Source organism: Lentzea sp. NPDC004782 (genome assembly GCF_040609115.1).
Classification (GTDB): domain Bacteria; phylum Actinomycetota; class Actinomycetes; order Mycobacteriales; family Pseudonocardiaceae; genus Lentzea.
On record NZ_JBEXJN010000003.1, the window covers coordinates 91,733 to 117,068 of the forward strand.

28 protein-coding genes are annotated in these 25,336 nt (G+C 69.5%); 23 read left to right on the forward strand and 5 right to left on the reverse strand.

Annotation, left to right across the window (positions count from 1 at the left end):
- Positions 1-4: 4 nt before the first annotated feature.
- The 12 genes from ABZV40_RS03710 (at position 5) to ABZV40_RS03765 (ending at position 11,936) form a co-directional block, all read left to right on the forward strand.
- Positions 5-1,306 (forward strand): MATE family efflux transporter, encoded by a 1,302-nt coding sequence (locus tag ABZV40_RS03710; RefSeq protein WP_355435212.1) that lies wholly within the window; start codon positions 5-7, stop codon positions 1,304-1,306.
- A gap of 99 nt (positions 1,307-1,405) precedes the next feature.
- Positions 1,406-2,731 carry an MFS transporter gene (locus ABZV40_RS03715; RefSeq protein ID WP_355435215.1) on the forward strand — a complete coding sequence of 442 codons (1,326 nt, stop codon included), beginning with the start codon at positions 1,406-1,408 and terminating at the stop codon, positions 2,729-2,731.
- A gap of 11 nt (positions 2,732-2,742) precedes the next feature.
- On the forward strand, positions 2,743-3,630 hold the full coding sequence (gene truB, locus ABZV40_RS03720) for a tRNA pseudouridine(55) synthase TruB (protein ID WP_355435218.1): 888 nt from the start codon (positions 2,743-2,745) through the stop codon (positions 3,628-3,630).
- 35 nt (positions 3,631-3,665) lie between these two features.
- On the forward strand, positions 3,666-4,598 hold the full coding sequence (locus tag ABZV40_RS03725; RefSeq protein WP_355435221.1) for a bifunctional riboflavin kinase/FAD synthetase: 933 nt from the start codon (positions 3,666-3,668) through the stop codon (positions 4,596-4,598).
- A gap of 84 nt (positions 4,599-4,682) precedes the next feature.
- Positions 4,683-5,165, forward strand: a complete 483-nt coding sequence (locus tag ABZV40_RS03730) for a helix-turn-helix transcriptional regulator (RefSeq protein ID WP_355435785.1) — start codon at positions 4,683-4,685, stop codon at positions 5,163-5,165.
- A 52-nt stretch (positions 5,166-5,217) separates the two neighbouring features.
- Positions 5,218-5,664, forward strand: coding sequence for a 2'-5' RNA ligase family protein (locus ABZV40_RS03735; RefSeq protein ID WP_355435224.1), 447 nt, complete (start codon positions 5,218-5,220; stop codon positions 5,662-5,664).
- Positions 5,665-5,791: 127 nt separating this feature from the next.
- Complete coding sequence (gene rpsO / locus ABZV40_RS03740; RefSeq protein WP_189254463.1) at positions 5,792-6,061, forward strand: 30S ribosomal protein S15; 270 nt, start codon at positions 5,792-5,794, stop codon at positions 6,059-6,061.
- 224 nt (positions 6,062-6,285) lie between these two features.
- Positions 6,286-8,532 carry a polyribonucleotide nucleotidyltransferase gene (locus tag ABZV40_RS03745; RefSeq protein ID WP_355435227.1) on the forward strand — a complete coding sequence of 749 codons (2,247 nt, stop codon included), beginning with the start codon at positions 6,286-6,288 and terminating at the stop codon, positions 8,530-8,532.
- Positions 8,533-8,534: 2 nt separating this feature from the next.
- Positions 8,535-9,929 carry a pitrilysin family protein gene (locus ABZV40_RS03750; protein WP_355435230.1) on the forward strand — a complete coding sequence of 465 codons (1,395 nt, stop codon included), beginning with the start codon at positions 8,535-8,537 and terminating at the stop codon, positions 9,927-9,929.
- Entirely contained in the window at positions 9,926-10,663 is a 738-nt protein-coding gene (gene dapB / locus ABZV40_RS03755) for a 4-hydroxy-tetrahydrodipicolinate reductase (RefSeq protein ID WP_355435232.1), read from the forward strand. The genes ABZV40_RS03750 and dapB overlap by 4 nt, the downstream gene beginning before the upstream one ends.
- Positions 10,660-11,097, forward strand: coding sequence for a hypothetical protein (locus tag ABZV40_RS03760; RefSeq protein ID WP_355435234.1), 438 nt, complete (start codon positions 10,660-10,662; stop codon positions 11,095-11,097). Before dapB ends, ABZV40_RS03760 begins: the two co-directional genes overlap by 4 nt.
- A 296-nt stretch (positions 11,098-11,393) precedes the next feature.
- On the forward strand, positions 11,394-11,936 hold the full coding sequence (locus ABZV40_RS03765; protein ID WP_355435237.1) for a GNAT family N-acetyltransferase: 543 nt from the start codon (positions 11,394-11,396) through the stop codon (positions 11,934-11,936).
- On the opposite strand, the gene ABZV40_RS03770 is transcribed toward ABZV40_RS03765, so the two are convergent.
- The gene (locus ABZV40_RS03770) at positions 11,928-13,130 is read right to left on the reverse strand and encodes a crosslink repair DNA glycosylase YcaQ family protein (RefSeq protein WP_355435788.1); all 1,203 of its coding nucleotides are present in this window, start codon (positions 13,128-13,130) and stop codon (positions 11,928-11,930) included. The genes ABZV40_RS03765 and ABZV40_RS03770 overlap by 9 nt on opposite strands.
- Positions 13,131-13,200: 70 nt before the next feature.
- Between ABZV40_RS03770 and ABZV40_RS03775 the strand changes: the two genes are divergently transcribed.
- Both ABZV40_RS03775 and ABZV40_RS03780 read left to right on the forward strand, forming a co-directional pair.
- On the forward strand, positions 13,201-13,743 hold the full coding sequence (locus ABZV40_RS03775; protein ID WP_355435240.1) for a GNAT family N-acetyltransferase: 543 nt from the start codon (positions 13,201-13,203) through the stop codon (positions 13,741-13,743).
- 21 nt (positions 13,744-13,764) lie between these two features.
- A complete protein-coding gene (locus ABZV40_RS03780; protein WP_355435243.1) occupies positions 13,765-14,271 on the forward strand; it encodes a hypothetical protein in 507 nt (168 codons plus the stop codon).
- A gap of 28 nt (positions 14,272-14,299) precedes the next feature.
- On the opposite strand, the gene ABZV40_RS03785 is transcribed toward ABZV40_RS03780, so the two are convergent.
- Both ABZV40_RS03785 and ABZV40_RS03790 read right to left on the reverse strand, forming a co-directional pair.
- On the reverse strand, positions 14,300-15,166 hold the full coding sequence (locus tag ABZV40_RS03785) for an SRPBCC domain-containing protein (protein WP_355435246.1): 867 nt from the start codon (positions 15,164-15,166) through the stop codon (positions 14,300-14,302).
- On the reverse strand, positions 15,163-15,705 hold the full coding sequence (locus tag ABZV40_RS03790; RefSeq protein ID WP_355435249.1) for a helix-turn-helix domain-containing protein: 543 nt from the start codon (positions 15,703-15,705) through the stop codon (positions 15,163-15,165). Before ABZV40_RS03790 ends, ABZV40_RS03785 begins: the two co-directional genes overlap by 4 nt.
- Before the next feature lie 131 nt (positions 15,706-15,836).
- On the opposite strand from ABZV40_RS03790, the gene ABZV40_RS03795 reads away from it, so the two are divergent.
- Genes ABZV40_RS03795 through ABZV40_RS03805 form a run of 3 tightly spaced genes read left to right on the forward strand, consistent with a single transcriptional unit; the run spans position 15,837 to position 17,947 of the window.
- Positions 15,837-16,820, forward strand: coding sequence for an aldo/keto reductase (locus ABZV40_RS03795; RefSeq protein ID WP_355435252.1), 984 nt, complete (start codon positions 15,837-15,839; stop codon positions 16,818-16,820).
- A 5-nt stretch (positions 16,821-16,825) separates the two neighbouring features.
- Positions 16,826-17,434: a TetR family transcriptional regulator gene (locus ABZV40_RS03800; protein ID WP_355435255.1), complete on the forward strand. Its 609-nt coding sequence runs from the start codon at positions 16,826-16,828 to the stop codon at positions 17,432-17,434.
- Between the two features lie 18 nt (positions 17,435-17,452).
- Positions 17,453-17,947 carry a hypothetical protein gene (locus ABZV40_RS03805; protein ID WP_355435258.1) on the forward strand — a complete coding sequence of 165 codons (495 nt, stop codon included), beginning with the start codon at positions 17,453-17,455 and terminating at the stop codon, positions 17,945-17,947.
- A gap of 87 nt (positions 17,948-18,034) precedes the next feature.
- Here ABZV40_RS03805 and ABZV40_RS03810 read toward each other — a convergent pair whose 3' ends face one another.
- Positions 18,035-18,925: a DUF4097 family beta strand repeat-containing protein gene (locus ABZV40_RS03810; protein WP_355435261.1), complete on the reverse strand. Its 891-nt coding sequence runs from the start codon at positions 18,923-18,925 to the stop codon at positions 18,035-18,037.
- A gap of 5 nt (positions 18,926-18,930) precedes the next feature.
- Entirely contained in the window at positions 18,931-19,446 is a 516-nt protein-coding gene (locus ABZV40_RS03815; protein WP_355435264.1) for a toxin-antitoxin system HicB family antitoxin, read from the reverse strand.
- A gap of 57 nt (positions 19,447-19,503) precedes the next feature.
- On the opposite strand from ABZV40_RS03815, the gene thyX reads away from it, so the two are divergent.
- From thyX to ABZV40_RS03845, 6 genes are all read left to right on the forward strand, one after another.
- Complete coding sequence (gene thyX, locus ABZV40_RS03820) at positions 19,504-20,208, forward strand: FAD-dependent thymidylate synthase (RefSeq protein ID WP_355435267.1); 705 nt, start codon at positions 19,504-19,506, stop codon at positions 20,206-20,208.
- A 5-nt stretch (positions 20,209-20,213) separates the two neighbouring features.
- Positions 20,214-20,615, forward strand: a complete 402-nt coding sequence (locus ABZV40_RS03825) for an ACT domain-containing protein (RefSeq protein WP_355435270.1) — start codon at positions 20,214-20,216, stop codon at positions 20,613-20,615.
- 70 nt (positions 20,616-20,685) lie between these two features.
- Entirely contained in the window at positions 20,686-22,125 is a 1,440-nt protein-coding gene (locus tag ABZV40_RS03830; protein WP_355435273.1) for a serine/threonine-protein kinase, read from the forward strand.
- A 2-nt stretch (positions 22,126-22,127) separates the two neighbouring features.
- Entirely contained in the window at positions 22,128-22,739 is a 612-nt protein-coding gene (locus tag ABZV40_RS03835) for a TIGR03085 family metal-binding protein (RefSeq protein WP_355435276.1), read from the forward strand.
- A gap of 19 nt (positions 22,740-22,758) precedes the next feature.
- Positions 22,759-23,655, forward strand: coding sequence for a 4-hydroxy-tetrahydrodipicolinate synthase (gene dapA / locus ABZV40_RS03840; RefSeq protein WP_355435279.1), 897 nt, complete (start codon positions 22,759-22,761; stop codon positions 23,653-23,655).
- Positions 23,652-25,331 carry a ribonuclease J gene (locus ABZV40_RS03845; protein WP_355435282.1) on the forward strand — a complete coding sequence of 560 codons (1,680 nt, stop codon included), beginning with the start codon at positions 23,652-23,654 and terminating at the stop codon, positions 25,329-25,331. The genes dapA and ABZV40_RS03845 overlap by 4 nt, the downstream gene beginning before the upstream one ends.
- The last annotated feature ends 5 nt before the right edge of the window (positions 25,332-25,336 follow it).

Here is a 25,336-nt window from a genome sequence, read left to right on the forward strand (position 1 = left end):
TCGGGTGGAGGATCGGGTTCCCGCGCGGCGGGTGATCGGGCTGGCCGTCCCGGCCCTGGGGGTGCTGGCAGCCGAGCCGTTGTACGTGCTGGTCGACACGGCCGTGGTCGGTCATCTGGGTGCGTTGCCGCTGGCCGGCCTGGCGCTCGGCGGCGTGCTGCTCACGCAGGTGTCGACGCAGCTGACGTTCCTGTCGTACGGCACGACGGCACGCACGGCTCGCTTGCACGGCGCGGGCCGTCGCGCGGACGCGGTGTCGGAGGGCGTGCAGGCCACGTGGCTCGCGCTGGCGGCCGGTCTGCTCGTGGTGGTGCTGGGCCAGGTCTTCGCACGACCTTTGGCGGAGCTGCTCGCGGGGAACGGCGGCGTGGCGGACGCGGCGGTGGAGTGGGTGCGCATTGCGCTGTTCGGTGCGCCGTTCATTCTCGTCACGATGGCCGGCAACGGGTGGATGCGCGGTGTTCAGGACACACGGCGACCCCTGAAATACATCCTGATCGGCAACGGCATTTCCACGGTGTTGTGCCCGGTGCTCGTCTACGGTGCGGGCTGGGGGCTTGAGGGTTCCGCGGTGGCCAACGTCGTCGCGCAGGTGCTCGCGGCCGGGCTGTTCATCAAGGCGCTGTTCGCGGAACGGGTGCCGCTCACGCCACATTGGGCCGCCATGCGCGCGCAGTTGGGCATGGGCCGTGACTTGGTGTTGCGGAGCTTGGCGTTCCAGGCCTGTTTTGTGAGCGCCGCTTCCGTGGCGGCACGGACGTCCGTCGCGGCAGTGGGCGCGCATCAGGTCGTGTTGCAGCTGTGGACGTTCCTGGCTTTGGTGCTCGACTCTCTTGCGATTGCCGCACAGTCGCTCGTTGGGGCGGCATTGGGGGCGTCCCGGCGGGTTCAGGCGGAGCGGCTGGCCTGGCAGATCACCCGTTACGGGCTGGTTTTCGGAATCGGGCTCGGCGTGGTCTTCGCCTCGCTGGCTTCGGTGCTGCCGTCCGCGTTCACCTCGGATGCCGGGGTGCTGGCGGAGATTCCGCACGCCTGGTGGTTCTTCGTTCTGCTGCAGCCCGTCGCCGGGGTCGTGTTCGCCCTGGACGGGGTGTTGCTGGGCGCCGGCGACGTCCGGTTCATGCGGACCGCGACTCTGGGGGCGGCCGTGGTCGGCTTCCTGCCGCTCGTGTGGGCGTCCTATCGGTTCGGATGGGGACTGACCGGGATTTGGAGCGGGTTGTCGGCGTTCATGGTTCTGCGACTGGTGGCAGTGGTGTGGAGGGCTCGTTCCGGCGAATGGGCGGTCGAGGGGGCTTCCCGGTGAGGCCCTGTGTCGGACCTCACGGCATGAAATCGTTACCAAGAAGGTTGTTTAGGCGATGTAACTAATGTCTGCCTGCCTCCGACCTGGGAGAGTGCCGTCTTGCCGTCGGTCGATCGCGCCACCCGAACCTCGTGGCTGATCTGGACCACCGCCGTCTTCGTCTACTTCGCCGCCGTCTTCCACCGCAGCACGCTCGGCGTGGCCGGGCTGGCAGCGAGTGCGCGGTTCGGGCTCGGACCCGCGCAGCTCGGTGTGTTCACCGTGCTGCAGATCGGTGTCTACGCCTTCATGCAGATCCCGACCGGTCTGCTCGTGGACCGGTTCGGGCCCCGCAAAATCCTCACCGCGGCCGCGTTGCTCATGGGCACCGGCCAGCTCCTCTTCGCCGTCGCCGACTCGTACGGCCTGGGTCTCGTCGCACGGGCCGTGCTGGGCATGGGTGACGCGATGACGTTCATCAGCGTGATCCGCATCGTCGCGGCGCACTTCCCGCCACGGCAGTACTCGCTCGTGATCGCGATCACCGCCGCGTTGGGCGGTGTGGGCAACCTCGTCGCGACCGTGCCGTTGACGCTCATGCTCGGCTCGATCGGGTGGACCTGGGCGTTCCTCATCGCGGGCGGTGTCACCGCGCTGTACGCGGCCGTGGCGTTCCTGAGGGTGAGCGACGTGCCGTCCGGTTTCACCGCGCCGAAGCCGGAACCCGTGCCGGTGCGGCAGATCTGGCCCAAGGTGCGGCAGGCCTGGAGCGTGCCCGGCACCCGGCTCGGCTTCTGGGCGCACTTCAGCACCATGTCGACGCCGGCCGTGATCGGCCTGCTGTGGGGGTTCCCGTACCTAGTGCAGGCGCAGGGCATGTCGGCGAAGGCGGCGTCGTCCACGCTCGGGTTGCTGGTCATCGGCGCGATCGTGGCGAGTCCGATCGTCGGCGCGTTGTTCTCCCGCAACCCCGAGTGGCGCATGCCGATCGCGGGCTGGTTCCTCGCGTTCGCGCTCCTCGGCTGGGCCGTGCTGCTGCTGTGGCCGGGCGGTCACGTGCCGGTGCCGGTCATCGCGGCCGTGTTCGTCGTGCTGACCGTGGGCGGGCCGATCTCCGGTGTCGCGTTCGCGCTGGCCCGCGACTACAACCCGGTGCACCGCCAGTCCACCGCGAGCGGCCTGGTCAACGTCGGCGGCTTCCTCGCCGTCACGGTGACCGCGCTGGGCGTCGGCGTGCTGCTCGACCTCGTCGAGGGCGTGCTCGCCCCGCAGTCCGCGTTCCGGGTCGCGTTCAGCTTCTGCGTGATCGTGCTCGCGTTCGGTGGCTGGCGGATGCTCGTGTGGTGGCGGCGCGCGCGTGCGGCGGTGTTCGCGGCGGAGGAGCGTGGTGAGACGGTGCCGGTGCAGTTGCGGCGTCGTCGCTGGGACGCTCTGCGCGTCGCTTAGGATTTCGGGCCGTGAAACCCTCTGTTGCACCGGGCCTGGTCGTCGTCGACAAGCCGGACGGCATGACCTCGCACGACGTGGTGGCGCGTGTGCGCAGGATTCTCGGCACCCGCAAGGTCGGGCACGCCGGCACGTTGGACCCGATGGCGACCGGCGTGCTCGTGCTCGGCATCGAGCGCGCGACGAAGCTCCTCGGCCACCTCGCGCTCGACAGCAAGGCCTACCTCGCGACGATCGTGCTCGGCGCGGCCACCACCACGGACGACGCCGAGGGCGACGTTCTGTCCACTGTGGACGCTTCCGGTGTCGAGGACGACGCGATCGCCGCCGAGGTGGCGAAGCTGACCGGGCCGATCCAGCAGGTGCCGTCGGCCGTGTCCGCGGTGAAGATCGACGGCAAGCGCGCCTACGCACGGGTCCGTGCGGGCGAGCAGGTCGAGATCCCCGCACGGCCGGTCACCGTGCATCGGTTCGACGTGCTCTTCACGCGTCGTGAGGACAAGACGGTTCTGCTCGACGTGATGGTCGAGTGCTCCTCCGGCACCTACGTGCGCGCGCTGGCCCGCGACCTCGGTGCCGCGCTGGGCGTCGGCGGCCACCTGGGTGCGTTGCGGCGCACCAGGGTCGGCCCGTTCGACCTGCGCGTGGCCAAGACGCTCCAGCAGCTCGAGGAGACACCGGGCCTGTCGCTGGACCTCGACGCCGCGGTCGCCACCGCGTTCCCGCGCCGCGAGATCGACCCGCGGGAGGCGTCGGCGCTCTCGCACGGGCAACGGCTGCGCGCTGGCGGCTTCGAGGGCACCTACGGGGTCTTCGGGCCGGACGGGCACGTCATCGCGCTCGCCAAGGACGAGGGCAACGCGTGCAAGCCCGTCGTGGTTCTCAGCCCGGCTGGGTGAGCCCGCGCGGCACGACCCGACGTAGGCTGATCACCGTGCAACGCTGGCGCGGACTAGATCACCTTCCCGGCGGCTGGGGCCGCTGCGTCGTGACCATCGGCGTGTTCGACGGTGTCCACAAAGGGCATCAGGCCCTCATCGGCAGGGCGGTCGAGCTCGCGGAGCAGCGCGGGCTGCCGAGCGTGCTGATGACCTTCGACCCCCACCCGTCCGAAGTGGTGCGTCCCGGCAGCCACCCGGCCCAGCTGACGACGTTGCGGCGGCGGGCCGAGCTGGTCGAGGAGCTGGGGGTCGACCACTTCGTGGTGGTGCCGTTCAGCCTTGAGACGAGCCGGATGCCCGCCGACGAGTTCGTGCACGAGGTGCTGGTCGAGAAGTTGCACGCGGCGGCGGTCGTAGTGGGTGAGAACTTCACCTTCGGGCACAAGGCGGCGGGTAACGTCGCACTGCTGCGCCGGCTCGGGCAGCGGTTCGGATTCGTGACCGAGGGGGCTGATCTGGTGTCCGCTGACGAGGTGACCTACTCGTCGACCTACGTCCGGGCGTGCATCGACGCGGGGGACGTGAAGGCGGCGGCGGAGGCGCTGGGGCGGCCGCACCGCCTCGAGGGCATCGTCGTGCGCGGCGACGGGCGCGGCAAGGACCTGGGGTTCCCGACCGCCAACCTCTCGACGCCCAAGTTCGCGGCCGTTCCGGCGGACGGCATCTACGCGTGCTGGTTCACCGACGCGAGGGGCAAGAAGCTCAAGGCGGCCGTCAGCGTCGGGACCAACCCGACGTTCTCCGGCCGGGAGCGGCGCGTCGAGGCGTTCGTGCTGGACGTGGACGAGGACTACTACGGGCAGCGGGTCGCCGTCGACTTCGTCGACAGGCTGCGCGAAATGGTCAAGTTCGACTCCGTCGAGGCACTTCTCGAGCAGATGCACCGAGATGTAGACCGAACGAGGGAACTGCTGACCGAGTCGTGACCGTCAGATTGGGCGAAGCGGACGTGGGGGCGTCCGCAGGCTGGCAGGATGCTGGTCGGAGTGAGGGCTACGGGAGAGGCCGACGTGGAGGACCACAAGATCGTTCAGCGCAACCTCGCCCTGCAGAGGGAGTGGTACGGGGAACCTCTGGGTGACCGGGTGCGCAGGTTGGTCGTGGCCTTCAACGTCTCGCAGGCCCAGCTCGCCGACGTGCTGGGGATCAGCGCGCCGATGCTCAGCCAGGTGATGAGCGGCCGCCGCGCCAAGATCGGCAACCCGGCCGTGCTCGCCCGGATGATCATGCTGGAGCGCAAGATCCTCACCCCGGACGTGGCGACCGGGGCGCCGGAGGCGTTGCAGCGGGCGCTCGACGACGTGCGCGAGTCCAAGCCGACCGTGTCCCGCGACAACCTGCCGGTCAACGGCGACGAGAGCGTCGCGTACCCGGTGCTGCGCCGGGTCGCCGACCGCACCGAGCTCCAGCAGGCCGCGGACCTGCTGCACGAGGACTTCCCGGCGATCGCCGAGCTGTTCCGGCGCGCCATCCGCGCCGCCAGCCAGCGGTGAAGTGGCTCGCTCAGGGGAGCGACCCCCAGACCCGCGAGATCGCGCGAGGGCGATGAAGTTCTTCACCGCCCTCTACCCGCCTCAGCACGTGGTCGAGGAACTCGACGCGGTGCTCGACCGCAGCCTCGACCTGGAGTGGACGAAGCCGGAGAAGTGGCACATCACGTTGTGCTTCCACGGCGAATCCGCAGATCACGAACGCTTCAAAGCGCTCGAAGGCCACGAGGTCGGGGAAATCCGGCTGAAGAACTTCGGGAACTTCCGCGGCCGGGTCCTGTGGGCGGGAATCGACGGCGAGTTAAATCGGTTGGCAAGGGCAGCGGGCGCGAACGACAATTGGTGGGCGCACCTGACGGTGGCGTACGGGTACAAAGGTCAGCCGATGCCGGCCTTCCTGAGCAGCCCGTGGCAGCCGGCCGAAGCAGTGCTCGTGAGCAGCGCCGACGGCGTCTACACACCCGTCGCGCGGGTGGGGTTGCGCACGTCAGCGCGCCGCTGAGCATCGTGCCTGATAACCTTCGCAGTTGGGTCTGGCTGCGGTCCGTGGCGGCCAGTACCGGCTACCCCGGCCAGCAATTCGGCGGGCGTGGGGCCGCACGGACCTGAACAAGTAGGAGAAGTACCTAGTGGCACTGTCCACGGAGCAGAAGAAGTCCATCCTCGCCGAGTACGGTCTGCACGACAGCGACACCGGCTCGACCGAGGCCCAGGTCGCCCTGCTGAGCAAGCGCATCGCGGACCTCACGGAGCACCTGAAGCAGCACAAGCACGACCACCACTCCCGCCGTGGTCTTCTGCTGATGGTCGGCCGTCGCCGCCGTCTGCTGAACTACCTGACCAAGGTGGACATCAACCGCTACCGCGCGCTGATCCAGCGCCTCGGTCTGCGCAGGTGATGCTTGCCGAGGGGGAGTGACCGGCCGGTCACTCCCCCTCGGCGCACAACCAGGTGTATACAGATCCCTGGTTGAAAGAGGAACAAAACAGGGCCCGCATCGCGCGAAGCAGTTATCGCCGGTCCTCGGTAGTGGCCCTCCGGACGGCTCCGGAGGACTTCGATCGAAGACCGGCCTCGTCAAGACGCGTGTGCGGTGTCCAAAAGACGAGGAGTAACAAGTAAATGACGGACATCGAGGTCCACGAGGCGACTGCCGTTATCGACAACGGCAAGTTCGGCTCGCGCACGATCCGCTTCGAGACCGGGCGCCTCGCGCGTCAGGCCGCCGGAAGCGTGGTCGCGTACCTGGACGACGACACGATGCTGCTCTCCGCCACGACGGCGTCGAAGCAGCCCAAGGAGCACTTCGACTTCTTCCCCCTCACGGTGGACGTCGAGGAGCGCATGTACGCCGCGGGCCGCATCCCCGGCTCGTTCTTCCGGCGTGAGGGCCGTCCCAGCACGGACGCCATCCTCACCTGCCGCCTGATCGACCGTCCGCTGCGCCCGTCCTTCGTGGACGGTCTGCGCAACGAGATCCAGGTCGTCATCACCGTGATGAGCCTGAACCCGGCCGACCTGTACGACGTCGTGGCGATCAACGCCGCGTCCGCGTCCACGCAGCTCGCCGGCCTGCCGTTCTCCGGCCCGATCGGCGGCGTCCGCGTCGCGCTGATCGAGGGCCAGTGGGTGGCGTTCCCGACCCACGAGCAGCTCGAGAAGGCCGTGTTCGACATGGTCGTCGCGGGCCGCGTGGTCCCCTCCGGCGACGTCGCGATCATGATGGTCGAGGCGGAGGCCACCGAGAACGTGATCGACCTGATCGGCGAGGGCGCCGTCGCCCCCACCGAGGAGGTCGTGGCCGCGGGCCTCGAGGCCGCCAAGCCGTTCATCAAGGTCCTCTGCGAGGCGCAGGCGCAGCTCGCGCAGGTCGCCGCCAAGGAGACCGGTGAGTACCCGACGTACCCGGCCTACCAGCCCGACGCGTTCGAGGCCGTCGAGGCCGCCGCGTCCGGTGAGCTCGCGCAGGCGCTGACCATCGCGGCCAAGCAGGAGCGCGAGGACAAGCTCGACGAGATCAAGGCCGCCACGCTGGACAAGCTGGCCGAGCAGTTCGAGGGCCGCGAGAAGGAGATCGGCGCCGCGTTCCGCTCGCTGACCAAGAAGCTCGTGCGCCAGCGGATCCTGCGCGACAAGGTCCGCATCGACGGCCGCGGCCTCACCGACATCCGCGACCTGGGTGCCGAGGTGGCCGTGATCCCGAGGACCCACGGCTCGGCGCTGTTCGAGCGCGGCGAGACCCAGATCCTGGGTGTCACCACGCTGAACATGCTGCGCATGGAGCAGCAGATCGACTCGCTGTCCCCGGAGACGCACAAGCGCTACCTGCACCACTACAACTTCCCGCCCTACTCGACCGGTGAGACCGGCCGCGTGGGTTCGCCGAAGCGCCGCGAGATCGGTCACGGCGCGCTGGCCGAGCGGGCGATCATGCCCGTGCTGCCCAAGCGCGACGAGTTCCCGTACGCGATCCGCCAGGTCTCCGAGGCGCTGGGCTCCAACGGCTCGACCTCGATGGGTTCGGTCTGCGCGTCGACGATGTCGCTGCTCAACGCCGGTGTCCCGCTGAAGGCCCCGGTCTCCGGCATCGCGATGGGCCTCGTGTCCGACGAGGTCGACGGCGAGACCCGCTACGTGGCGCTGACCGACATCCTCGGTGCCGAGGACGCGTTCGGCGACATGGACTTCAAGGTGGCGGGCACCAAGGAGTTCGTGACGGCGCTGCAGCTCGACACGAAGCTCGACGGCATCCCGTCCGAGGTCCTCGCGCAGGCCCTCGGCCAGGCGCGCGACGCTCGCTACACGATCCTGGAGGTCATGGCCGAGGCCATCTCCGACCCGGACGAGATGAGCGCCTTCGCACCGCGCGTCACGTCGGTCAAGATCCCGACCGACAAGATCGGCGAGGTCATCGGCCCGAAGGGCAAGATGATCAACTCGATCACCGAGCAGACCGGTGCCGACATCTCCATCGAGGACGACGGCACGATCTACGTCGGTGCGGCGGACGGCCCCTCGGCCGAGGCCGCGATCGGCATGATCAACGCGATCGCGAACCCGCAGCTGCCGAAGGTCGGCGAGCGCTTCCTGGGCACCGTGGTGAAGACGGCCGCGTTCGGCGCGTTCGTCTCGCTGCTGCCCGGCAAGGACGGCCTCGTCCACATCTCGAAGCTGGGCAACGGCAAGCGCATCGCGAAGGTGGAGGACGTCGTCAAGGTCGGCGACAAGCTCCGCGTCGAGATCGCCGACATCGACCAGCGCGGCAAGATCAGCCTGGTCGTGGTGTCGGACGACGACGCCGCGAAGCCGGCCGACGCTCCGGCCGCCGACGCTGCCGAGGCGCCCGCTGAGGCGGCTCCCGCGCAGTGAGCGTGACAGACAAGGCGACGGCCGCGGGTGCATCCACCCGCGGCCGTCCGCGTACCGGACGGTTGGGGCACCTCCAGCGGCCGGGCAGCACGCGCGTGCTCGAAGCGTCCGCGGGCTCGGAGGTGCGGCGCAGCATGCTGCCCTCGGGTCTGCGGGTCATCACCGAGCGCATCCCGGGCGTGCGGTCCGCCTCGGTCGGGCTGTGGGTGCAGGTCGGGTCCCGGGACGAACGGCCCGAGGTCGCGGGTGCCGCGCACTACCTGGAACACCTGCTGTTCAAGGGAACCGCGCGTCGCTCGGCCGCGGCCATCGCCGAGGAGATCGACGCGGTCGGCGGCGAGCTGAACGCGTTCACCGCCAAGGAGCACACCTGCTACTACGCGCACGTCCTGGACGAGGACCTGCCGCTGGCGGTCGATCTGGTCGCGGACGTGGTGTTCGAGGCGATCTGCGGTCCCCGCGACTTCGAGACCGAACGCGGTGTGGTGCTCGAAGAGATCGCGATGCGCGACGACGACCCCGAGGACCTGCTGCACGACGCGTTCATCGAGGCGTTGTTCGGCGGACATGCCCTGGGGCGCCCGGTGCTCGGTACCGAACAGTCCATTCAGGACATGCAGAGGGACAACCTCTACTCGTTCTACAAGAAGAACTACACGTTGCCGCGCATGGTGTTCGCCGTCGCCGGCAACATCGAGCACGCGCACGTGATGCGCCTGGTGCGCAAGGCGATCGGTGACCGGCTGTCGCGAGAGGGCAGCGCGGTGGCTCCGCGCGCGGGCCGTGCGCGCATCGCCGACGCCCGCAAGCTGGTGCTGCACACCGACGACACCGAGCAAGCGCACCTGATGCTCGGCATGAAGGGCCTCGATCGCCACGACGAACGCCGGTTCGCGTTGAACGTGCTGAACGCGGCCGTCGGTGGTGGTATGAGCTCCCGGCTGTTCCAGGAGGTGCGTGAGCGACGTGGCCTGGCGTACCAGGTGTACTCGTCCGTAGGCCTGTACGCGGACACCGGCACGTTCTCCGTCTACGCGGGCTGTCAGCCGGACCGTCTCGGTGACGTCGCGGGCGTGATCCGCGAGGTGCTCGTGGACGTCGCCAAGGGCGGCCTGTCGGACGCGGAAGTGGCGCGGGGCAAGGGACAGCTGCGCGGCGCTCTGGTTCTGGGCCTGGAGGACACCAGCTCCCGGATGTCGCGCATCGGCAAGTCCGAACTGAACTACGGCGACCACCTGAGCGTTGAAGCGACGCTGGCGCGCATCGACGCTGTTTCCGCCGACGAAGTGGCGTTGCTCGCACGTGATCTGCTTCGCCGCCCGGTCGCTGCCGCGGTGGTCGGGCCATACGATCATGCCGACGATCTGCCGGACCAGGTACACGAGGTGATTGCATGATTCGCGTCGGAGTTCTCGGCGCGCGGGGCCGCATGGGTTCCGAGGTGGTCCGCGCGGTCGAGGCCGCGAAGGACATGGAGGTCGTGGCCGCGATCGACGCCGACGACCCGTTGCAGGCTCTCGTGGATTCCGGCGCGGAGGTCGTCGTCGACTTCACGCACCCCGACGTGGTGATGGGGAACCTGGAGTTCTGCATCGCCAACGGAATCCATTGCGTGGTCGGCACTTCCGGTTTCGATCAGCCGCGTTTGGACGCCGTGGCCGCGCTGCTCGCCGACCAGCCGTCCGTCGGCGTGCTGATCGCGCCGAACTTCGGCATCGGCGCCGTGCTGCTGATGCGCTTCTCGGAGATCGCCGCCCGCTACTACGAGTCGGCCGAGATCATCGAGCTGCACCACCCGCGCAAGGCCGACGCCCCGTCGGGCACCGCGACGCACACCGCCCGCCTGATCGCGGCGGCGCGCGCCGGCATGGACCCGATGCCCGACGCCACCACCCAGGAGGAGCCGGGCGCGCGCGGTGCCGTGGTCGACGGCGTGCGCGTTCACTCGCTGCGCATCTCCGGCATGATCGCGCACCAGGAGGTCGTGTTCGGTGGGGAGAGCGAGACCCTGACCCTGCGCCAGGACTCGCTGCACCGCACGTCGTTCATGCCCGGCGTCGTGCTGGGTGTGCGGGAGGTCGTGTCCCGGCCGGGTCTCGCCGTCGGACTCGACAAGTACCTGGACCTGTGAAGGTCCGGCTCACCGTAGGGCTGCTGGTCGTCGCCCTCGCGGTCTACTTCGTCCTGCTCGCGGGGCGTGCTCTCGCCCTGCTGCAGACCGGCTCGCTGGTCGGCGTGCTGCTCGGCGTCGGCGTGCTGATCCTGCCGCTGCTCGGCGTGTGGCTCGTGTACTCGAACCTGCGCTTCGGCTGGCAGACCGAGAAGATGGCCCGCGAACTCGACGCCGACGGCCTGCTGCCGGACGCCTCCCACCTGCCCCGGCGGCCGTCGGGGCGGGTGGACCGGGACGCCGCGGACGCGTGGTTCGAGGAACGGCGGGCCGAGGTCGAGGCCGCGCCGGACGACTGGCGGGCGTGGTTCCGGCTCGCGTACGCCTACGACGTCGCGGGGGACCGCGGGCGGGCGCGCGAGACGATGCGCAAGGCGATCCAGCTGCACTCCTGATCTTGTCGGTGGTCGCGAATCCCGTTGTCGATGAAGGGCGCCTTCATCGACCTCAGGTGGATGAAGGCGCCCTTCATCCACCGCGATGAGCCCTGCGTCAGCGTGAGGTGCGGCTGTGTCCGCGCGGGCGGGGGAGCAGACGTAGGTTGCGATTGGTGAGCGGGCCCGAGAACGCGGCCTGTGGCTGCGGAGGAATCGGCAGCGCTGACCGGAAGTCGATCACGGGTACCTTCGGTCGCAGGGGCGCCAACCCCTGCAACTCGAATCCGCGCCGACGGCGCGTTGGGGGACCGATCATGAGTACCTGCAGCGACCAACCTGGACCTGCCTGGCCGCCTTCCCCGATCCGGACCGAGCGGCTGGTGCTCCGCGAGTCGGAGGCCGGGGATCGGCCGGCGCTCATCGAGCTGTTCGCCTCGCCGGAGGTCGGCACCTACATCGGCGGCGCCAGGCCGCGTGACGAACTCGAGCGTGCGGTGCCCGAGGTGCCCGGTAGGCGTTTCGGGTTCTTCGTGGTCGAGCTCGGCGGCTCGGTGATCGGCATGATCACGTTCGACCGCCGTGACGCGGGGCGCAAGGGGCGCTTCACGCCGGAGGGCGGGGAGGCCGAGCTCGGGTACCTCTTCCTGCCGGCGTCGTGGGGGCGCGGGTATGCCGCCGAGGCGTGCGCGGCGGCGCTCGACTGGTTTCGCGGTGCGTGTCCCGGTGATCCGGTGGTGCTCACCACGCAGACCGCCAACGCTGCCTCGATGCGCCTCGCGGAGAAGCTGGGGTTCGTCGAGGTGGAGCGGTTCGAGGAGTTCGGCGCCGAGCAGTGGCTGGGCGCCTGGTCACGTTGAGCAGGCCGCGGCCAGCTCGGCCGCCAGGTCTCCCTTCTGCACCACCAGCACGTCCTCCAGCCCCAGCCACTCGGCCATGTGCCGAAGCTCCCCGGCCAGCTCCGCCGCGACGCGTCCGCGCTCCACGCCTTCCTCCGCCCACGCCGACTGCACCCGCAGCAGTCCGGCCGCGCGGTCGGCCTTCAGGTCCACGCGCGCGACCAGTGAGCCGTCCAGCAGGAACGGGAACACGTAGTAGCCGTGCACCCGGCGGGGCTCGGGCACGTAGATCTCGATGCGGTAGCGGAAGCCGAAGATCCGCTCGGTGCGCGCCCGCTCCCAGATGAGCGGGTCGAACGGGCACAGCAGCGCCCTGCCCTCCACGCGGCGCGGGGCTTTCGCGTCGACGTGGCGGTAGGCGACGCCGCGCCAGCCGTCGACCGACACCGGTTCCAGCACGCCGTCCTCCACGAGCGAGGCCACGGCGGCCTGGGAGCGGCGCGGGTCGAGGCGGTAGTAGTCGCGCAGGTCGGGTTCGGTCGCCACGCCCAGTGCCACGGCGGAACGCGTGACCAGTTCCCGTGCGCCCTCCTCCGGGGTCCACTTCTGGGCCAGGACGTCCGGTGGGATCACGCGCTCGCTCAGGTCGTAGAGGCGTTCGAACGACCGGCGGGTGCCGGTGGTCAGCACGCCGACGCCGAACAGGACCTCGCACACGCGCTTGACCTCGGACCAGTCCCACCAGGGGCCCTTCACGCGGCCGGAGCCGCCGATCAGGGCCTTCTCCAGGGCGCCGGCGCCGATCGGGCCCAGTTCCTTGATCGCGGCCAGGACCTCGTCGACCAGCTGCGGTGAGCGTTCGAGGATGGCCTGGTAGTTCTGCCACCAGCCGCGCTTCTTCGCGCCGGAGTGGAACAGCGGCCAGTCGCCGACGGGCACCAGGGACGCCTCGTGCGCCCAGGTTTCGACGAGCATGCGCGGTTTGCGGACCGAGTGCGTCCACGCGGCGTCGTCGAGCAACGAGGACTCGTAGGCACCGAGGCGCGAGAACAGCGGCATGTAGTGGGCGCGCACCGCCACGTTCACCGAGTCGATCTGCAGCAGCTGCACGCGCGACAGAACGCGTTGCAGGTGCCTGCGGGTGGCCGCGGAGGGCCTCAGGTCGGTGAAGCCCTGGGCGCCCAGGGCGATTCGGCGTGCGACGTCCGCGCTCATCCTCTGCACGTGGCCGATGTTGCCACGCACCCCTGACAATTCCGCGACGCGGCGTCGATAAGGTGCGGCTATGGCCGACGCCGGCGTGCACCTCGCCACTGCTGCTGACCTCACGGAGATCATCCGCATCCACCGGGAGACGTGGCGGCTCGCCTACGCCCAGCTGCTCCCGAAGGACGTGCTGGACACGCTCGACACCGACGACGCGTGGGCGCTGGCCGTCCAGAGCGGTGCGGTGCTCAAGGCGACCGAGGGGGAGTGGACGGTCGGGTTCGTCGTGGCGAGCAAGGCTCCGGACGACGAGGTGGCCAAAGCGGACGGGTCGCTGCCCGACGACGCGGAGACCACGGCGCTGCTGAGCGTTCTGGTCGAACCGCGGTGGGGGCGGCGCGGGCACGGCACGCGGCTCGTCGCCGAGGCGTGCCGGAGGCTCACCGAAGCCGGTGCGACGCGGGGGATCGCGTGGGTGCCGGAGGCGGACAAGGCGTCGCGGAACTTCTACGAACGGCTCGGCTGGTCGGGTGACGGCACGGTGCGCACATTGGACGCGGGCGGGCGTCCGTTGCGCGAAATACGGGTGACCGGGCCGTTGGCCGTGCGACTCGGCGACTGAGATCTGTGTAGCCTCGGGCGGGTGTTCGGCTTGGTTGGCCTCACCTTCGGGGTCGCGCTCGGCTCGGCTCTCATCCCCTTCATCTCCGTCGAGGCGTGGGTGGTGGGCGTCGGCGCGCGGTGGCCCGGCGTGTCGTGCTTCCTCGTCGGCCTGGTCGTGGCGGTCGCCCAGGTGTCGGGCAAGCTGCTGTACTTCTACGCGGCGCGCGGTGACATCAAGCTGCCGAAGTTCATGCAACGCAAGGAAAACCCCAAGCCGTCCAAGTTCGCCCGCTGGGTCGGGCCGGGCACGCGGATGCACCGGTGGGGCGACTGGATCCACGTGAAGTGCAAGGCGCACCCCAACTGGATGGCCGGCACGCACGCGGTGAGCGCGCTGGTGGGCGTGCCGCCGTTCATGGCGACGAGCGTGCTCGCCGGGCTCGCGGGCATGTCCACGGCGATGTTCATCGCGACCGGCATGGTGGGCCGCTTCGCGCGGTTCAGCTTCCTCGCGGCCTCACCTGCCCTGGTCATGGCCTGGTTCTAGCAGCTGAAGAGGATCGACGCCGTCACGATCATTCAAGTACGAGAACGCCATCGGGCAAGCCGGGGAGTTCGAACGAGTGCCACATCGGCCGCCAGCCGGGCAGCTCCAGCATCCGCCTCAGGTCCGCGAACCCGCTGAGCCAGCCCAGCCACGGCCCGTACGGCGGCGTGGACGGGTCGAACCCGCTCTGCACGAACGTCAGGTGCGTCCTGCCCTCCGAGCCCTTCAGCTCCCAGGACGTCACCATGCCTTCCTGGAACTCCAGCGCGAAGCGCTCCTCGTCGAGCGCGAGGATCTTCGCCGGGTGCTCGTCCTCGGCGAGGCTGCCCATCGTCCACCGGCCGCCGACGTGCGGCTCGATCTCCATGCGCGCCCCGAACCACCGCGGGAACACGTCCGGGTCGGTCAGCGCCTCGATGACGGCCGCCGGTGGTGCCGCGATGTCGAACTCGAACCGCTGCTCGGGCGTCGTGAAGTCGCAGAACCCCAGCACCGGCCGGCCCTCGACGTGGTCGACCAGGTTCGCCAGCACCAGCGGCCAGAACGTCTGCAGGACCTCTGACCGGTCAGAGCCCTGGCCCCAGGTCGGATACGGCGACTGCGTGGCCGCGACGAGCGTCTCGCCGTCGCGCTGCTCCACGCTGAGCTCGACCGTGTACTCGGTGTCGTACAGGAACCACGAGAAGCGCACCGACTTGTCGTCGAAGTCCAGCAGCTTCTGCCGGCCGCGCTCGCCGTCCGGGGTGTGGCGTCCCCAGAACTCGAACTGGCCGCCCTCCAGGTCCACGTGCGCGTGCTCGGCCAGCCACACGCGCAGGTCACCGGCGGTGGTGAGCGACTGGTAGACCCTTTCGACCGGCGCGGACGTGCGAACGCGGACGGTTCCGGTGCTCATCGGTTGTCTCCCTTCGGGTAGCAGGCGAGCGCGATGCGGAACGCATCCCCTTCCGCGCCGCCGTATCGGGTGAAGAGGTCCTGCAACGTCGTCTGCAGCTCGGTCAGGAACCGCTGCCGGTCCTCCGGCTTCACCCGGATCTCGCCGGACACGCCGACGGACGGCAGCTCGCTGGAGCGGTCCAGTGCCGCCACGTCCGCCTGCACCTGCTCGGCGAGGTCGACGAGGTGGCCCAGCGCCAGCTCGTCGCGCGACCCGATGCGCCCCACCAGCCGCGGTGACAACCAGTACGAGCGGGCCACGGCCTGGTAGAGGCCCTCGTGGACGCCGCGCACCTTGCGTTCGGCGACCTGGCTCGCCAGACCGGCCTTGACCAGCTGTTTCACGTGGTAGTGCACGCGTTGCGGCGTCTGGTCGAGCACCTCGGCGACCTCGGTGCACGAACGCGGCGCGGCGAGCTGCCGCAGCACCTCCACGCGCTGCGGCTTGAGCAGGGTCTCGGCCTGCTCCATCCGGTCCAGGTAGATCACGTCTCTCATCGCGAAAACAACTTTGAACGTTCAAAATAGTTTTGTCAATCGTCCGGACAGATGACGACTGACAGATATTGAAATCTGTCAGTCCATCGGGCAGGGTGGAACTCACCGAAGAGAGACGAAGGAGTTCGGCAATGCAGAAGCGTCAGCTCGGAACCACCGGTCCGGTCGTGTCCGCCATCGGCCTCGGCTGCATGGGCATGTCCAACGCCTACGGTCCGGCCGATCGCGACGAGAGCATCGCGACGATCCACGCGGCCATGGACGCGGGCGTCACGTTGCTCGACACCGGTGACTTCTACGGGATGGGGCACAACGAACTGCTCATCGCGGAGGCGATCAAGGGCCGCCGCGACGAGGTGCAGCTCAGCGTCAAGTTCGGCGGGATGCGGGACGCGGACGGCGCGTTCCTCGGCTTCGACAGCAGGCCCGTCGCGGTCGCCAACTTCCTGGCGTACTCGCTGCAGCGGCTCGGCACCGACCACGTGGACGTCTACCGGCCGGCGCGGCTCGACCCGAACGTGCCGATCGAGGACACCATCGGCGCCATCGCCGAGCAGATCGAGAAGGGCCGCGTCCGGCACATCGGCCTGTCCGAGGTCGGCGCGGAGACCATCCGCCGGGCCCACGCGGTCCACCCGATCGTGGACCTGCAGATCGAGTACGGCCTGCTGGAGCGCGGCGTCGAGCGGGAGATCCTGCAGACCACCCGTGAGCTCGGCATCAGCATCACCGCGTACGGCGTGCTGTCCCGCGGCCTCATCTCGGCCACGCCGCTCAGCATCGGTGAAAGCGACTGGCGCGGCCACACGCCCCGGTTCCAGGGCGACAACCTGGCCCGCAACCGGGCGCTGGTCGAGAAGCTCGACGAGATCGCCAAGAACAAGGGCGTCACCGTCGCGCAGCTCGCCATCGCCTGGGTCGCGTCGCGCGGAGAGGACGTGGTGCCTCTCGTCGGCACGACCAAGCGTGCGAGGCTGAGCGAGGCGATCGGTGCCGTCGACGTGACGTTCACCGAGCGGGAACTGCAGGAGATCGAGGCCGTTGTTCCGGTTGGGGCAGCTGCGGGCACGCGGTACGCCGCGGAGCAGATGGCCATGCTGGACAGCGAGAGGTGAGCGACGTGGCGGAGACGTTGACCGGGGAGGCGATCCTCGCGGCGACCGAAGAGGTGCTGCGCAGGTACGGGCCGGCCAAGGCGACGGTGGTCGACGTCGCCAAGGCGCTCGGGGTCAGCCACGGCAGCGTCTACCGCCACTTCCCGACGAAGGCCGCGTTGCGGGAAGCCGTGACGCGGCGCTGGCTCGACGCCATCCACACCGAGATGGAGCCGAGGTTCGACCAGGGCCTCACCGCCGCGGAGACGTTGCGGGACTGGCTGCAGCGGCTCTTCGACCGCAAGCGGCACTCGCACGTCGACGAACCGGAACTGTTCGCGACGTTCCAGGTGCTGGTCAAGGAGAGCGACACCATCCCCACCTACCACGTCGGGCACCTGGTGGGTCACGTCGCGCGCATCATTTCGGCGGGAGTGGAAACCCAGGAGTTCGTGACCGACGACGTGCGGAAGACGGCACAGGCGGTGTGGGACGCGACCGACATGTTCCACCACCCGGCCCACGCCCAGGAGTGGGGGGATCCTCACATTCAGGACGCGTTCGACGCCGTCGTCTCACTGGTCATCGCTGGACTGCGGTACAACCGAATCCCGAGTGCCGCAGGCGATGCTTGAGGGTCACGGAGGTGAGCGGTGCCGCCTGACGAGTGGATCGATCTGCTGGGAGCGCCCGAAAGGCGTCCGGACCCGGTTGACTGGGACGCGGTCATCGCACGTGCCGGCACGGCGTTGCCGACCGACTACGTGCACCTCGCGGAGGCCTATCCACCGCTGATCGTCGGCGGTTACGTCCGGATCCTGCACCCCACGGCGCGCGCGGGGTTCATGAACTGGATGGCGCAGGCGCCCAAGCTGCTGCGGGCGTTGCGCAGGCAACCCGGCCTGCGCGTGCACCCGGACGTGCCGGGGCTGCTGCCGTGGGGCACGACGCTGGGCGGCGAGCACTGCCTCTGGTACACCCGCGGCGAGCCGGACGAGTGGACCGTGGTGATCACGGATCTGCGGCAGAGCTGGTCGTACGACGGGAACTTCTCGAGTTTCACCCGGAAGTTCCTGACCGGCGAGATCCGCTGCCCGATCTTCCCGGACGACGTCCCCGGCGGCTCCAAACCGTTCCAGGAGCCGTGACGACCGCGTTTTTCAATGCACGCGGGGAGCTTTCGTTCGCTCTGAGCGCACGAAGGCGCCCCGCGTGCTTTTTCTCCGACCCCCCGGTCAGCTTGCGGCGGCGGTCACCAGCGCGGTGCCGCTGCCCGTGCGGCCCGTGACCGTCAGCGAGGCCTCTCCCAGCGGCTCGGACGAGACGTCGAAGTCGCTGCGGGCGTTGCCGGACGTGGACACGAGGTCGATGCGCGCGAGGGTGCCCTGGCGGATGCCCACGCGGATGTTGCCGGAGCCGGTGGCCAGCTGGATCTCGCCGGAGGCCGCGTCGGCCACGGTCAGGTCGCCGCTGCCGGTGCGGACCATGACGTCGCTCTGCACGGCACCCAGCCACACGTCGCCGGTGCCGGTGATCAACGTGCTGTTGCCGCCCACCGACGACACCTCGACGTCACCGCTGCCGGTCTTGGCCTTGAGTCCCGCCAGCATCGTGCCCAGCCGGACGGTGCCCGCGCCGGAGTTCACCTTGGCCTCGCCGGTCGCCCGGTCCGCCGACACGCTGCCCGTGCCGGTGTTGAGGTCGAGGCGGCCCGCGCCACCGGTCACGATGACGTCAGCCGCGCCGGTCCGTGACGTCACGTTTGACCCCACCGGCGCTGTCACGACCACGGACAGCGGTGCCGCGCGCAACGGCAGCGCCTTGGACGACTCGATGCGCAAACGGTTGCCCAGCAGCTCGACGCGGGCCTCGCGGACGGCCTCCTCGGGAACGGCCGGAGCAGCGCCCTTGTCCGGGCCGAACTGACCGCTGACCCAGCTCAGCACGCTGGACAGGCCCTCGGTCCACGAGTTGCCCGCGGTCGGGTCGTGCCGCACCTCCACGTGCACGCCCGGCGCGTCCACCAGCTGCACCTGCACCCGCCCGCTGATCAGCGAGATGTCGATCTCGGCGATGCCCGCGAACTCGAAGCTCTGCTGCCGCACCACGCCTGACGGTTCGGTCATCTCGTTCACCCCTGCACCCATCCGCGGACGCGCGAACCGGAGCCCGCGTTCCCCTGCCACCCCTTGTGCTGATGCTTGTGCTTGCCGTGCACCGCGCCCCCGACGGCCTGCTGGATGAACGAGTTCAGCGACACGCCCTGAGCGGCCGCGGCGGCCTCGGCCTTCGCCTTGAGCTCGTTGATCATGCGCAGTGTGATGCGGCTGATGTCACCCGTGGTGTCACCGGCGCCGTAGTTCGGCGGCGCCTCCTGCTCGGAGGCCGGCTCGGGCTCCGGTCCGGCGGACCCGGTGACGACCACCTGGACGTCCCTGCCCGCCAGTCGAACCTCCACGACCTGGCCTTCCAGTGAGGCGGTGACCTCGGCGGCCAGGTCCGACAGTGCGTTCATGATTGCCAGTCGCGCGGCTGGCTCAAGCGCTGCGGACAACGCGGCGGCCGTTCGACGGGTGTTCTCGTCCCCCGCTGATGCGGCCGTCGCCAGGTCTTCGCGCAGTGACGCGATGTACGGCGACAGATCCATGACACCACTATGACGTCACATGTGGTGTCGCGCAACCATCAGTTAGTGTCTCGGGCCATGCCGAGAGTGCGCTTGGTGGCGAAAACCGAGTTCATCCCACCGGACGACGTGCCGTGGACGACCGACGCGGACGGCGGCGCGGCGCTCGTCGAGTTCGCCGGCCGGGCCTGCTACCAGTCGTGGGACCGCTCGAACCCCATGACGAACACCAACGCGACGTTCCTGCACCACCTGCTCGACGTCGGGCACCTCGCCGCGTTCGAGCACGGCAGCGCGACGCTCTACCTGACCGAGCTGCCGCGGTCGCTCACCCACGAGCTGATCCGGCACCGGCACTTCTCGTACTCGCAGCTGTCCCAGCGCACCGACCCGACCGACGTCGTCGAGCCCGACCTGATCGCGCGGGACCCCGAGCTGCACGCGCGGTTCGTCGCCGCCACCGAGGCGAGCCTCAAGGCGTACGAGGACCTCGTGCAAAGCCTTGAGAAGACCGTCAACGGGCGGCGCGCGCGGCAGATCGCACGGTCCGTGCTGCCCAACGCCACCGGCACCGAGATCGTCGTGACGGGCAACTACCGGTCGTGGCGGCACTTCATCGCGATGCGCGCCACCGAGCACATCAACGTCGAACTGCGCGAGCTCGCGGTCGCCTGCCTGCGCGAACTGATCAAGGCCGCGCCCAACGCCTTCGCGGACTTCGTCATCTCGACACTCCCGGACGGCACAGAAGTTGCTTCGAGCCCACTGGTGGTTGAAGGCTGACGCCCATGAAGCGGCTCATCGTGGACGTTCGGCCTGGTGAATACACGGTCTCACGCCTGGCGCCGGACGCCCCGGTCCCCACCGGGCTGCTCGACCTGACCGACGCGCTGGTGTCCGTGACGAGGACACCGGACGAGATGTCGGTCATCGCGCCGTCGTCGTTCGCCATCGCGAGCGACAACGCCGAGGAGGGCTGGCGGCTGCTGACCGTGCGCGGGCCGCTGGAGTTCACGCTCACCGGCATCATGGCCGCGCTCGCGGGCGAGCTCGCGGCCGCGGGCATCTCGTTGTTCGCGTTGTCCAGCTACGACACGGACCACCTGTTGGTGAAGCACACCGACCTCGGTCGCGCCGTGCTGGCGTTGCGTGCCGCGGGTCACGAACTGGTCGTAGCACCGGAAGCCTAGGAACCGATCACCTGTGTGGCGGGTCTGAAGTACCGTCAACGCCCCCCGGTTCCGTTGGTAGGAGAGCACGTTGCACGGACAGGCTGTCGAACCGCGCGTCATCGCCGGCAGGTACGCCTTGGTGGCCGAGCTCGGCCGCGGTGGCATGGGCATTGTGTGGCGTGCACAGGACCGTCACATCGGACGCTTCGTCGCGATCAAGGAACTGCACCTCCCCGACGGCATCGCGCACGAGGAACGCCGTGTGCTCGAAGAGCGCGCTCTGCGTGAGGCGCGCACCGCGGGCAAGCTCAACGACCCGTCCATCGTCACGGTCTACGACGCGATCAACGAGAACGGCACGACGTACATCGTCATGGAGCTGGTCGAGGCGGCGACGCTGTCGACGTTGATCAGCACCCACGGCCCGATGCCGCCGAACCAGGTCGTGTCGATCGCGCTGCAGGCGTTGTCCGCGCTGGAGGCCGCGCACCAGGCCGGGATCGTGCACCGCGACGTCAAGCCGGGCAACCTGATGGTCCGCCCGGACGGCAAGCTGAAGCTCACCGACTTCGGCATCGCCCAGGCCGTCGACGACCCGCGCCTCACGACCAGCGGCAGCCTCATCGGTTCGCCCGCGTACATGGCGCCGGAACGCATCCACGGCCACGAGGCCGGCCCCGCGTCCGACCTGTGGGCGCTGGGTGCGACCCTCTGCTACGCCGTGGAGGGCTGGAGCCCGTTCGAGCGCTCGTCCACGGCCTCCACGCTGCACGCGATCATGAGCGAGACGCCCCGGTTGACGCGTGCGACGGGCGTGCTCGGCGCGGTGATCACCGGTCTGCTGATCGCCGACCCGAACGCGCGGCTGTCCGGCCCGCAGGCCCGCGCGATGCTGTCGAGCATCGGCAACCAGCCGACGCCGCCCACCGGAATTCCGCCGGTCCAGACGCAGCAGTACCAGCAGACGTCCGCGGTCGACCCCGCGAAGAAGAAGCGCAACCGCATCCTCGCGATCGTCGGTGCGGTCGCCATCGCCGCGTTGGCGTTCACGGGCGGCATCTACGCGCACAGCTGGTTCACGGAACCCGGCGGCAGCGGCAGCCAGGCGCTGACCTACGGCGAGGGCGGCGAGGTTCCCGTCTTCGGCCTCTCCGACAACACGTGCGGCACCGGCCAGGTCGCGCCCACCAAGCAGCTCGACTCGCAGGCCCGCGAAGAGTGCGACAAGCCGCACGACTTCGAGGTGTTCGAGGCGGTGGAGACGTTGCCGGTCGAATCGAACCTGCCCGACGCGACCTACCCCGGCGTGGACGCGCTGAAGACCATGGGCGTCTCCCGCTGCGAACTGACGCTGAAATCACAGTGGGTCAAGGACAGCGCAAAGCTCAAGCTCACCACCCTGATCCCGACCGACTCGGCGTGGAAGAAGGACAAGAACGACAACGCGCAGCGCCGCATCTACTGCGTTGCGAGTAAGAAGGACGGTAGCCAGCTCACCAGCACGATCAGCGCGAAGAAGGGCAGCTAGACGTGAGTCTCGCCCGCGACGAGCGCAAGGCGCTCGTCGACCTCATGACCGAGCTCGGCCCGGACGCGCCGACGTTGTGCGGCACGTGGTCGACGAAGGACCTCGCCGCCCACCTGGCGATCCGCGAACGGCGTCCCGACACCGCGCCCGGCATCGTGCTGCCGGTCTTCGCGAAGTGGACCGAGAAGGTGCAGGAGGACTACACGCACAAGGCGTGGAGCGAACTCCTCGACCTCGTGCGCACGCCGCCGTTCTGGATCCAGCCGGTCGACGACCTGATGAACACCGGCGAGTACTTCGTGCACCACGAGGACGTGCGCCGCGCACAGCCCGACTGGGAGCCACGGCCGTACGACGAGCACCGCGAGAAGGCGCTGTGGAAACTGCTGCCGTTCACCGCGCGCATGACGTACAAGTCGTCGCCGGTGGGCGTCACCCTCGTACGGCCTGACGGCGAGCACGTCGTGGCCAAGCCGGGGGCGAACGGCGTGGTGATCACGGGTGAGGTTTCGGAACTGGTGATGCTCGCGTTCGGGCGTGATCAGGCTCGGGTGGAATACAGCGGTGACGCCGACGCGGTGCAACGGGTGCGGTCGTTGAACCGAAGTGTCTGATCTCGGGTAGTTTCTGCGCATGCCTGCAAGCCCGTGCGCAGGGCCGGACCGCCCGTTCGGCCGCGTTCTCACCGCCATGGTCACGCCCTTCGACTCGCGCGGCGAAGTCGACCTGCCCAAGGCGCAGGAGCTGGCGAAACACCTGGTGGACCTGGGTAACGACGGCCTGGTCGTCAACGGCACGACCGGGGAGAGCCCGACCACGACCGACCGCGAGAAGGCCGCGCTGATCACGGCCGTCGTGGAGGCGGTGGGGGACCGGGCGACCGTGGTGGCGGGTGCGGGCACCTATGACACCGCGCACAGCATCCACCTGGTGCAGCAGGCCGAGAAGGCGGGCGCGCACGGCGTTCTCGTCGTGACGCCCTACTACTCGCGGCCGCCGCAGGAGGGGCTGCTGGCGCACTTCACCGCAGTCGCGGACGCCTCCGGGCTGCCGGTGATGCTCTACGACATCCCGCCGCGCGCGGTCGTGCCGATCGAGGTCGACACCCTCCTGCGGCTGGCGGAGCACCCGCGGATCCTGGCCGTGAAGGACGCCAAGGGCGATCTGCACGCGGGCAGCCGGGTGATGGCGAACACCGATCTCGCCTACTACTCGGGTGACGACCCGCTGAACCTGCCGTGGCTGTCCGTGGGCGCCGTCGGGTTCGTGAGCGTCATCGGGCACCTGGCCGCGGACCGCCTGCGGGATCTCATCGATGCGTATGAAGCCGGAGACGTGGTCCGGGCGAAGCAAATCCACGAGTCGCTGCTGCCGCTGCTGCGACCCTTCCGCCGGGTTCCCGGCGTGACGTACACGAAGGCCGCACTGCGCCTGCGCGGACTGGACGTGGGTGACCCCCGTCTGCCGCTCGTGCCGGCCGCGGCCGAAGACATCGAGGCCATCGCGGCCGAACTGGGAGTCAACGCGTGACCCAATCGACCGAAATCCCGCCCGCTCTGCCGGAAGGCGGCCTGCGGGTCGTCGCACTCGGCGGAATCGGCGAGGTCGGCCGCAACATGACCGTCTTCGAGCACGCCGGCCGGCTGCTCGTGGTCGACTGCGGCGTTCTGTTCCCCGAAGACGACCAACCGGGCGTCGACCTGATCCTGCCCGACTTCCGCGCCATCGAGGACCGGCTCGACGACATCGACGCCATCGTCCTGACGCACGGGCACGAGGACCACATCGGCGCCGTGCCGTTCCTGCTGAAGCTGCGCCCCGACGTGCCGGTCGTGGGCTCGCGCTTCACGCTGGCGCTGCTCGCCGCCAAGTGCCGCGAGCACCGGCAGAACCCGCAGCTGGTGGAGGTCCGGGAGGGCGAAAGGCGCTCGTTCGGTCCGTTCGAGCTGGAGTTCTTCGCGGTCAACCACTCGATCCCGGACGCGCTCGCCATCGCGATCCGCACGTCCGCCGGTCTGGTGCTGCACACCGGTGACATCAAGCTGGACCAGCTGCCGTTGGACGGCCGCCTGACCGACCTGGCCGGGTTCTCCCGCCTGGGCGACGAGGGCGTGGACCTGTTCCTGGTCGACTCGACCAACGCGGAGGTGCCCGGGTTCGTCGTGCCGGAGCGCGAGATCGGCCCGGTGCTGGAGAACGTGATCCGCAAGGCCCGCCAGCGGGTCATCGTCGCGTGCTTCGCCTCGCACGTGCACCGCGTGCAGCAGGTGCTGGACGTCGCCGTGCAGTACAAGCGCAAGGTCGCGTTCGTGGGCCGCTCGATGGTGCGCAACATGGGCATCGCCGCGGATCTCGGCTTCCTGAACGTGCCGGACGGGTTGTTCGTCGACCTCGACGAGGCCATGCGGATGGAGGAGGACGAGGTCCTCTTCGTGTCGACGGGTTCGCAGGGCGAGCCGCTGTCGGCGTTGTCGCGCATGGCCAGGGGCGACCACCGGCAGATCTCGATCCGCGAGGGCGACACGGTGATCCTCGCGTCGTCGCTGATCCCCGGCAACGAGAACGCGGTCTTCAACGTCGTCAACGGCCTGGCCAAGCTCGGCGCCACCGTCGTGCACCAGGGCAACGCCAAGGTGCACGTCTCGGGCCACTCGCCGGCCGGTGAACTTCTGTTCCTGTACAACGCCGTTCGGCCGTCCAACGTGATGCCGGTGCACGGCGAGTGGCGGCACCTTCGCGCGAACGCGGCTCTCGCGGTCGCCACGGGTGTCGCCGAGGACCACGTCGTGATCGCCGAGGACGGCGTGGTCGTGGACCTCGTGGACGGCAAGGCGGCTGTCTCCGGACGCGTTGTGGTGGGCCACGTCTACGTCGACGGACTGTCCGTCGGCGACGTCGGCGAGTCCACTTTGTCCGACCGGCTGGTGCTGGGCGAGGGCGGGTTCATCTCGATCTCCGTCGCCATCGACACCGCGACCGGGCGGGCCGTGGCGCCGCCGACCATCTCCGGGCGCGGCTTCTCCGACGACCCCAAGGCGCTGGACCAGGTCGTGCCGCTGGTCGAGATGGAGCTGGCGCGGACGGAGGCCGAGGGGATCACCGACACGCACCGGGTCGCTCAGGCCGTGCGCCGGGTGGTCGGGCGCTGGGTGGCGGAGACCTACCGGCGCCGTCCGATGATCGTGCCCACGGTCATCCCGGTGTGAGTTCG

Coding starts and splice junctions, on each gene's coding strand:
- ABZV40_RS03825 (WP_355435270.1), top strand. CDS start 20,214: ATGAAGCGGCTCATCGTGGACGTTCGGCCTGGTGAATACACGGTCTCA.
- ABZV40_RS03810 (WP_355435261.1), bottom strand. CDS start 18,925: ATGACCGAACCGTCAGGCGTGGTGCGGCAGCAGAGCTTCGAGTTCGCG.
- ABZV40_RS03765 (WP_355435237.1), top strand. CDS start 11,394: ATGAGTACCTGCAGCGACCAACCTGGACCTGCCTGGCCGCCTTCCCCG.
- thyX (WP_355435267.1), top strand. CDS start 19,504: ATGCCGAGAGTGCGCTTGGTGGCGAAAACCGAGTTCATCCCACCGGAC.
- ABZV40_RS03735 (WP_355435224.1), top strand. CDS start 5,218: ATGAAGTTCTTCACCGCCCTCTACCCGCCTCAGCACGTGGTCGAGGAA.
- ABZV40_RS03775 (WP_355435240.1), top strand. CDS start 13,201: ATGGCCGACGCCGGCGTGCACCTCGCCACTGCTGCTGACCTCACGGAG.
- ABZV40_RS03785 (WP_355435246.1), bottom strand. CDS start 15,166: ATGAGCACCGGAACCGTCCGCGTTCGCACGTCCGCGCCGGTCGAAAGG.
- ABZV40_RS03790 (WP_355435249.1), bottom strand. CDS start 15,705: ATGAGAGACGTGATCTACCTGGACCGGATGGAGCAGGCCGAGACCCTG.
- ABZV40_RS03745 (WP_355435227.1), top strand. CDS start 6,286: ATGACGGACATCGAGGTCCACGAGGCGACTGCCGTTATCGACAACGGC.
- ABZV40_RS03770 (WP_355435788.1), bottom strand. CDS start 13,130: ATGAGCGCGGACGTCGCACGCCGAATCGCCCTGGGCGCCCAGGGCTTC.
- ABZV40_RS03795 (WP_355435252.1), top strand. CDS start 15,837: ATGCAGAAGCGTCAGCTCGGAACCACCGGTCCGGTCGTGTCCGCCATC.
- dapA (WP_355435279.1), top strand. CDS start 22,759: ATGCCTGCAAGCCCGTGCGCAGGGCCGGACCGCCCGTTCGGCCGCGTT.
- dapB (WP_355435232.1), top strand. CDS start 9,926: ATGATTCGCGTCGGAGTTCTCGGCGCGCGGGGCCGCATGGGTTCCGAG.
- ABZV40_RS03815 (WP_355435264.1), bottom strand. CDS start 19,446: ATGGATCTGTCGCCGTACATCGCGTCACTGCGCGAAGACCTGGCGACG.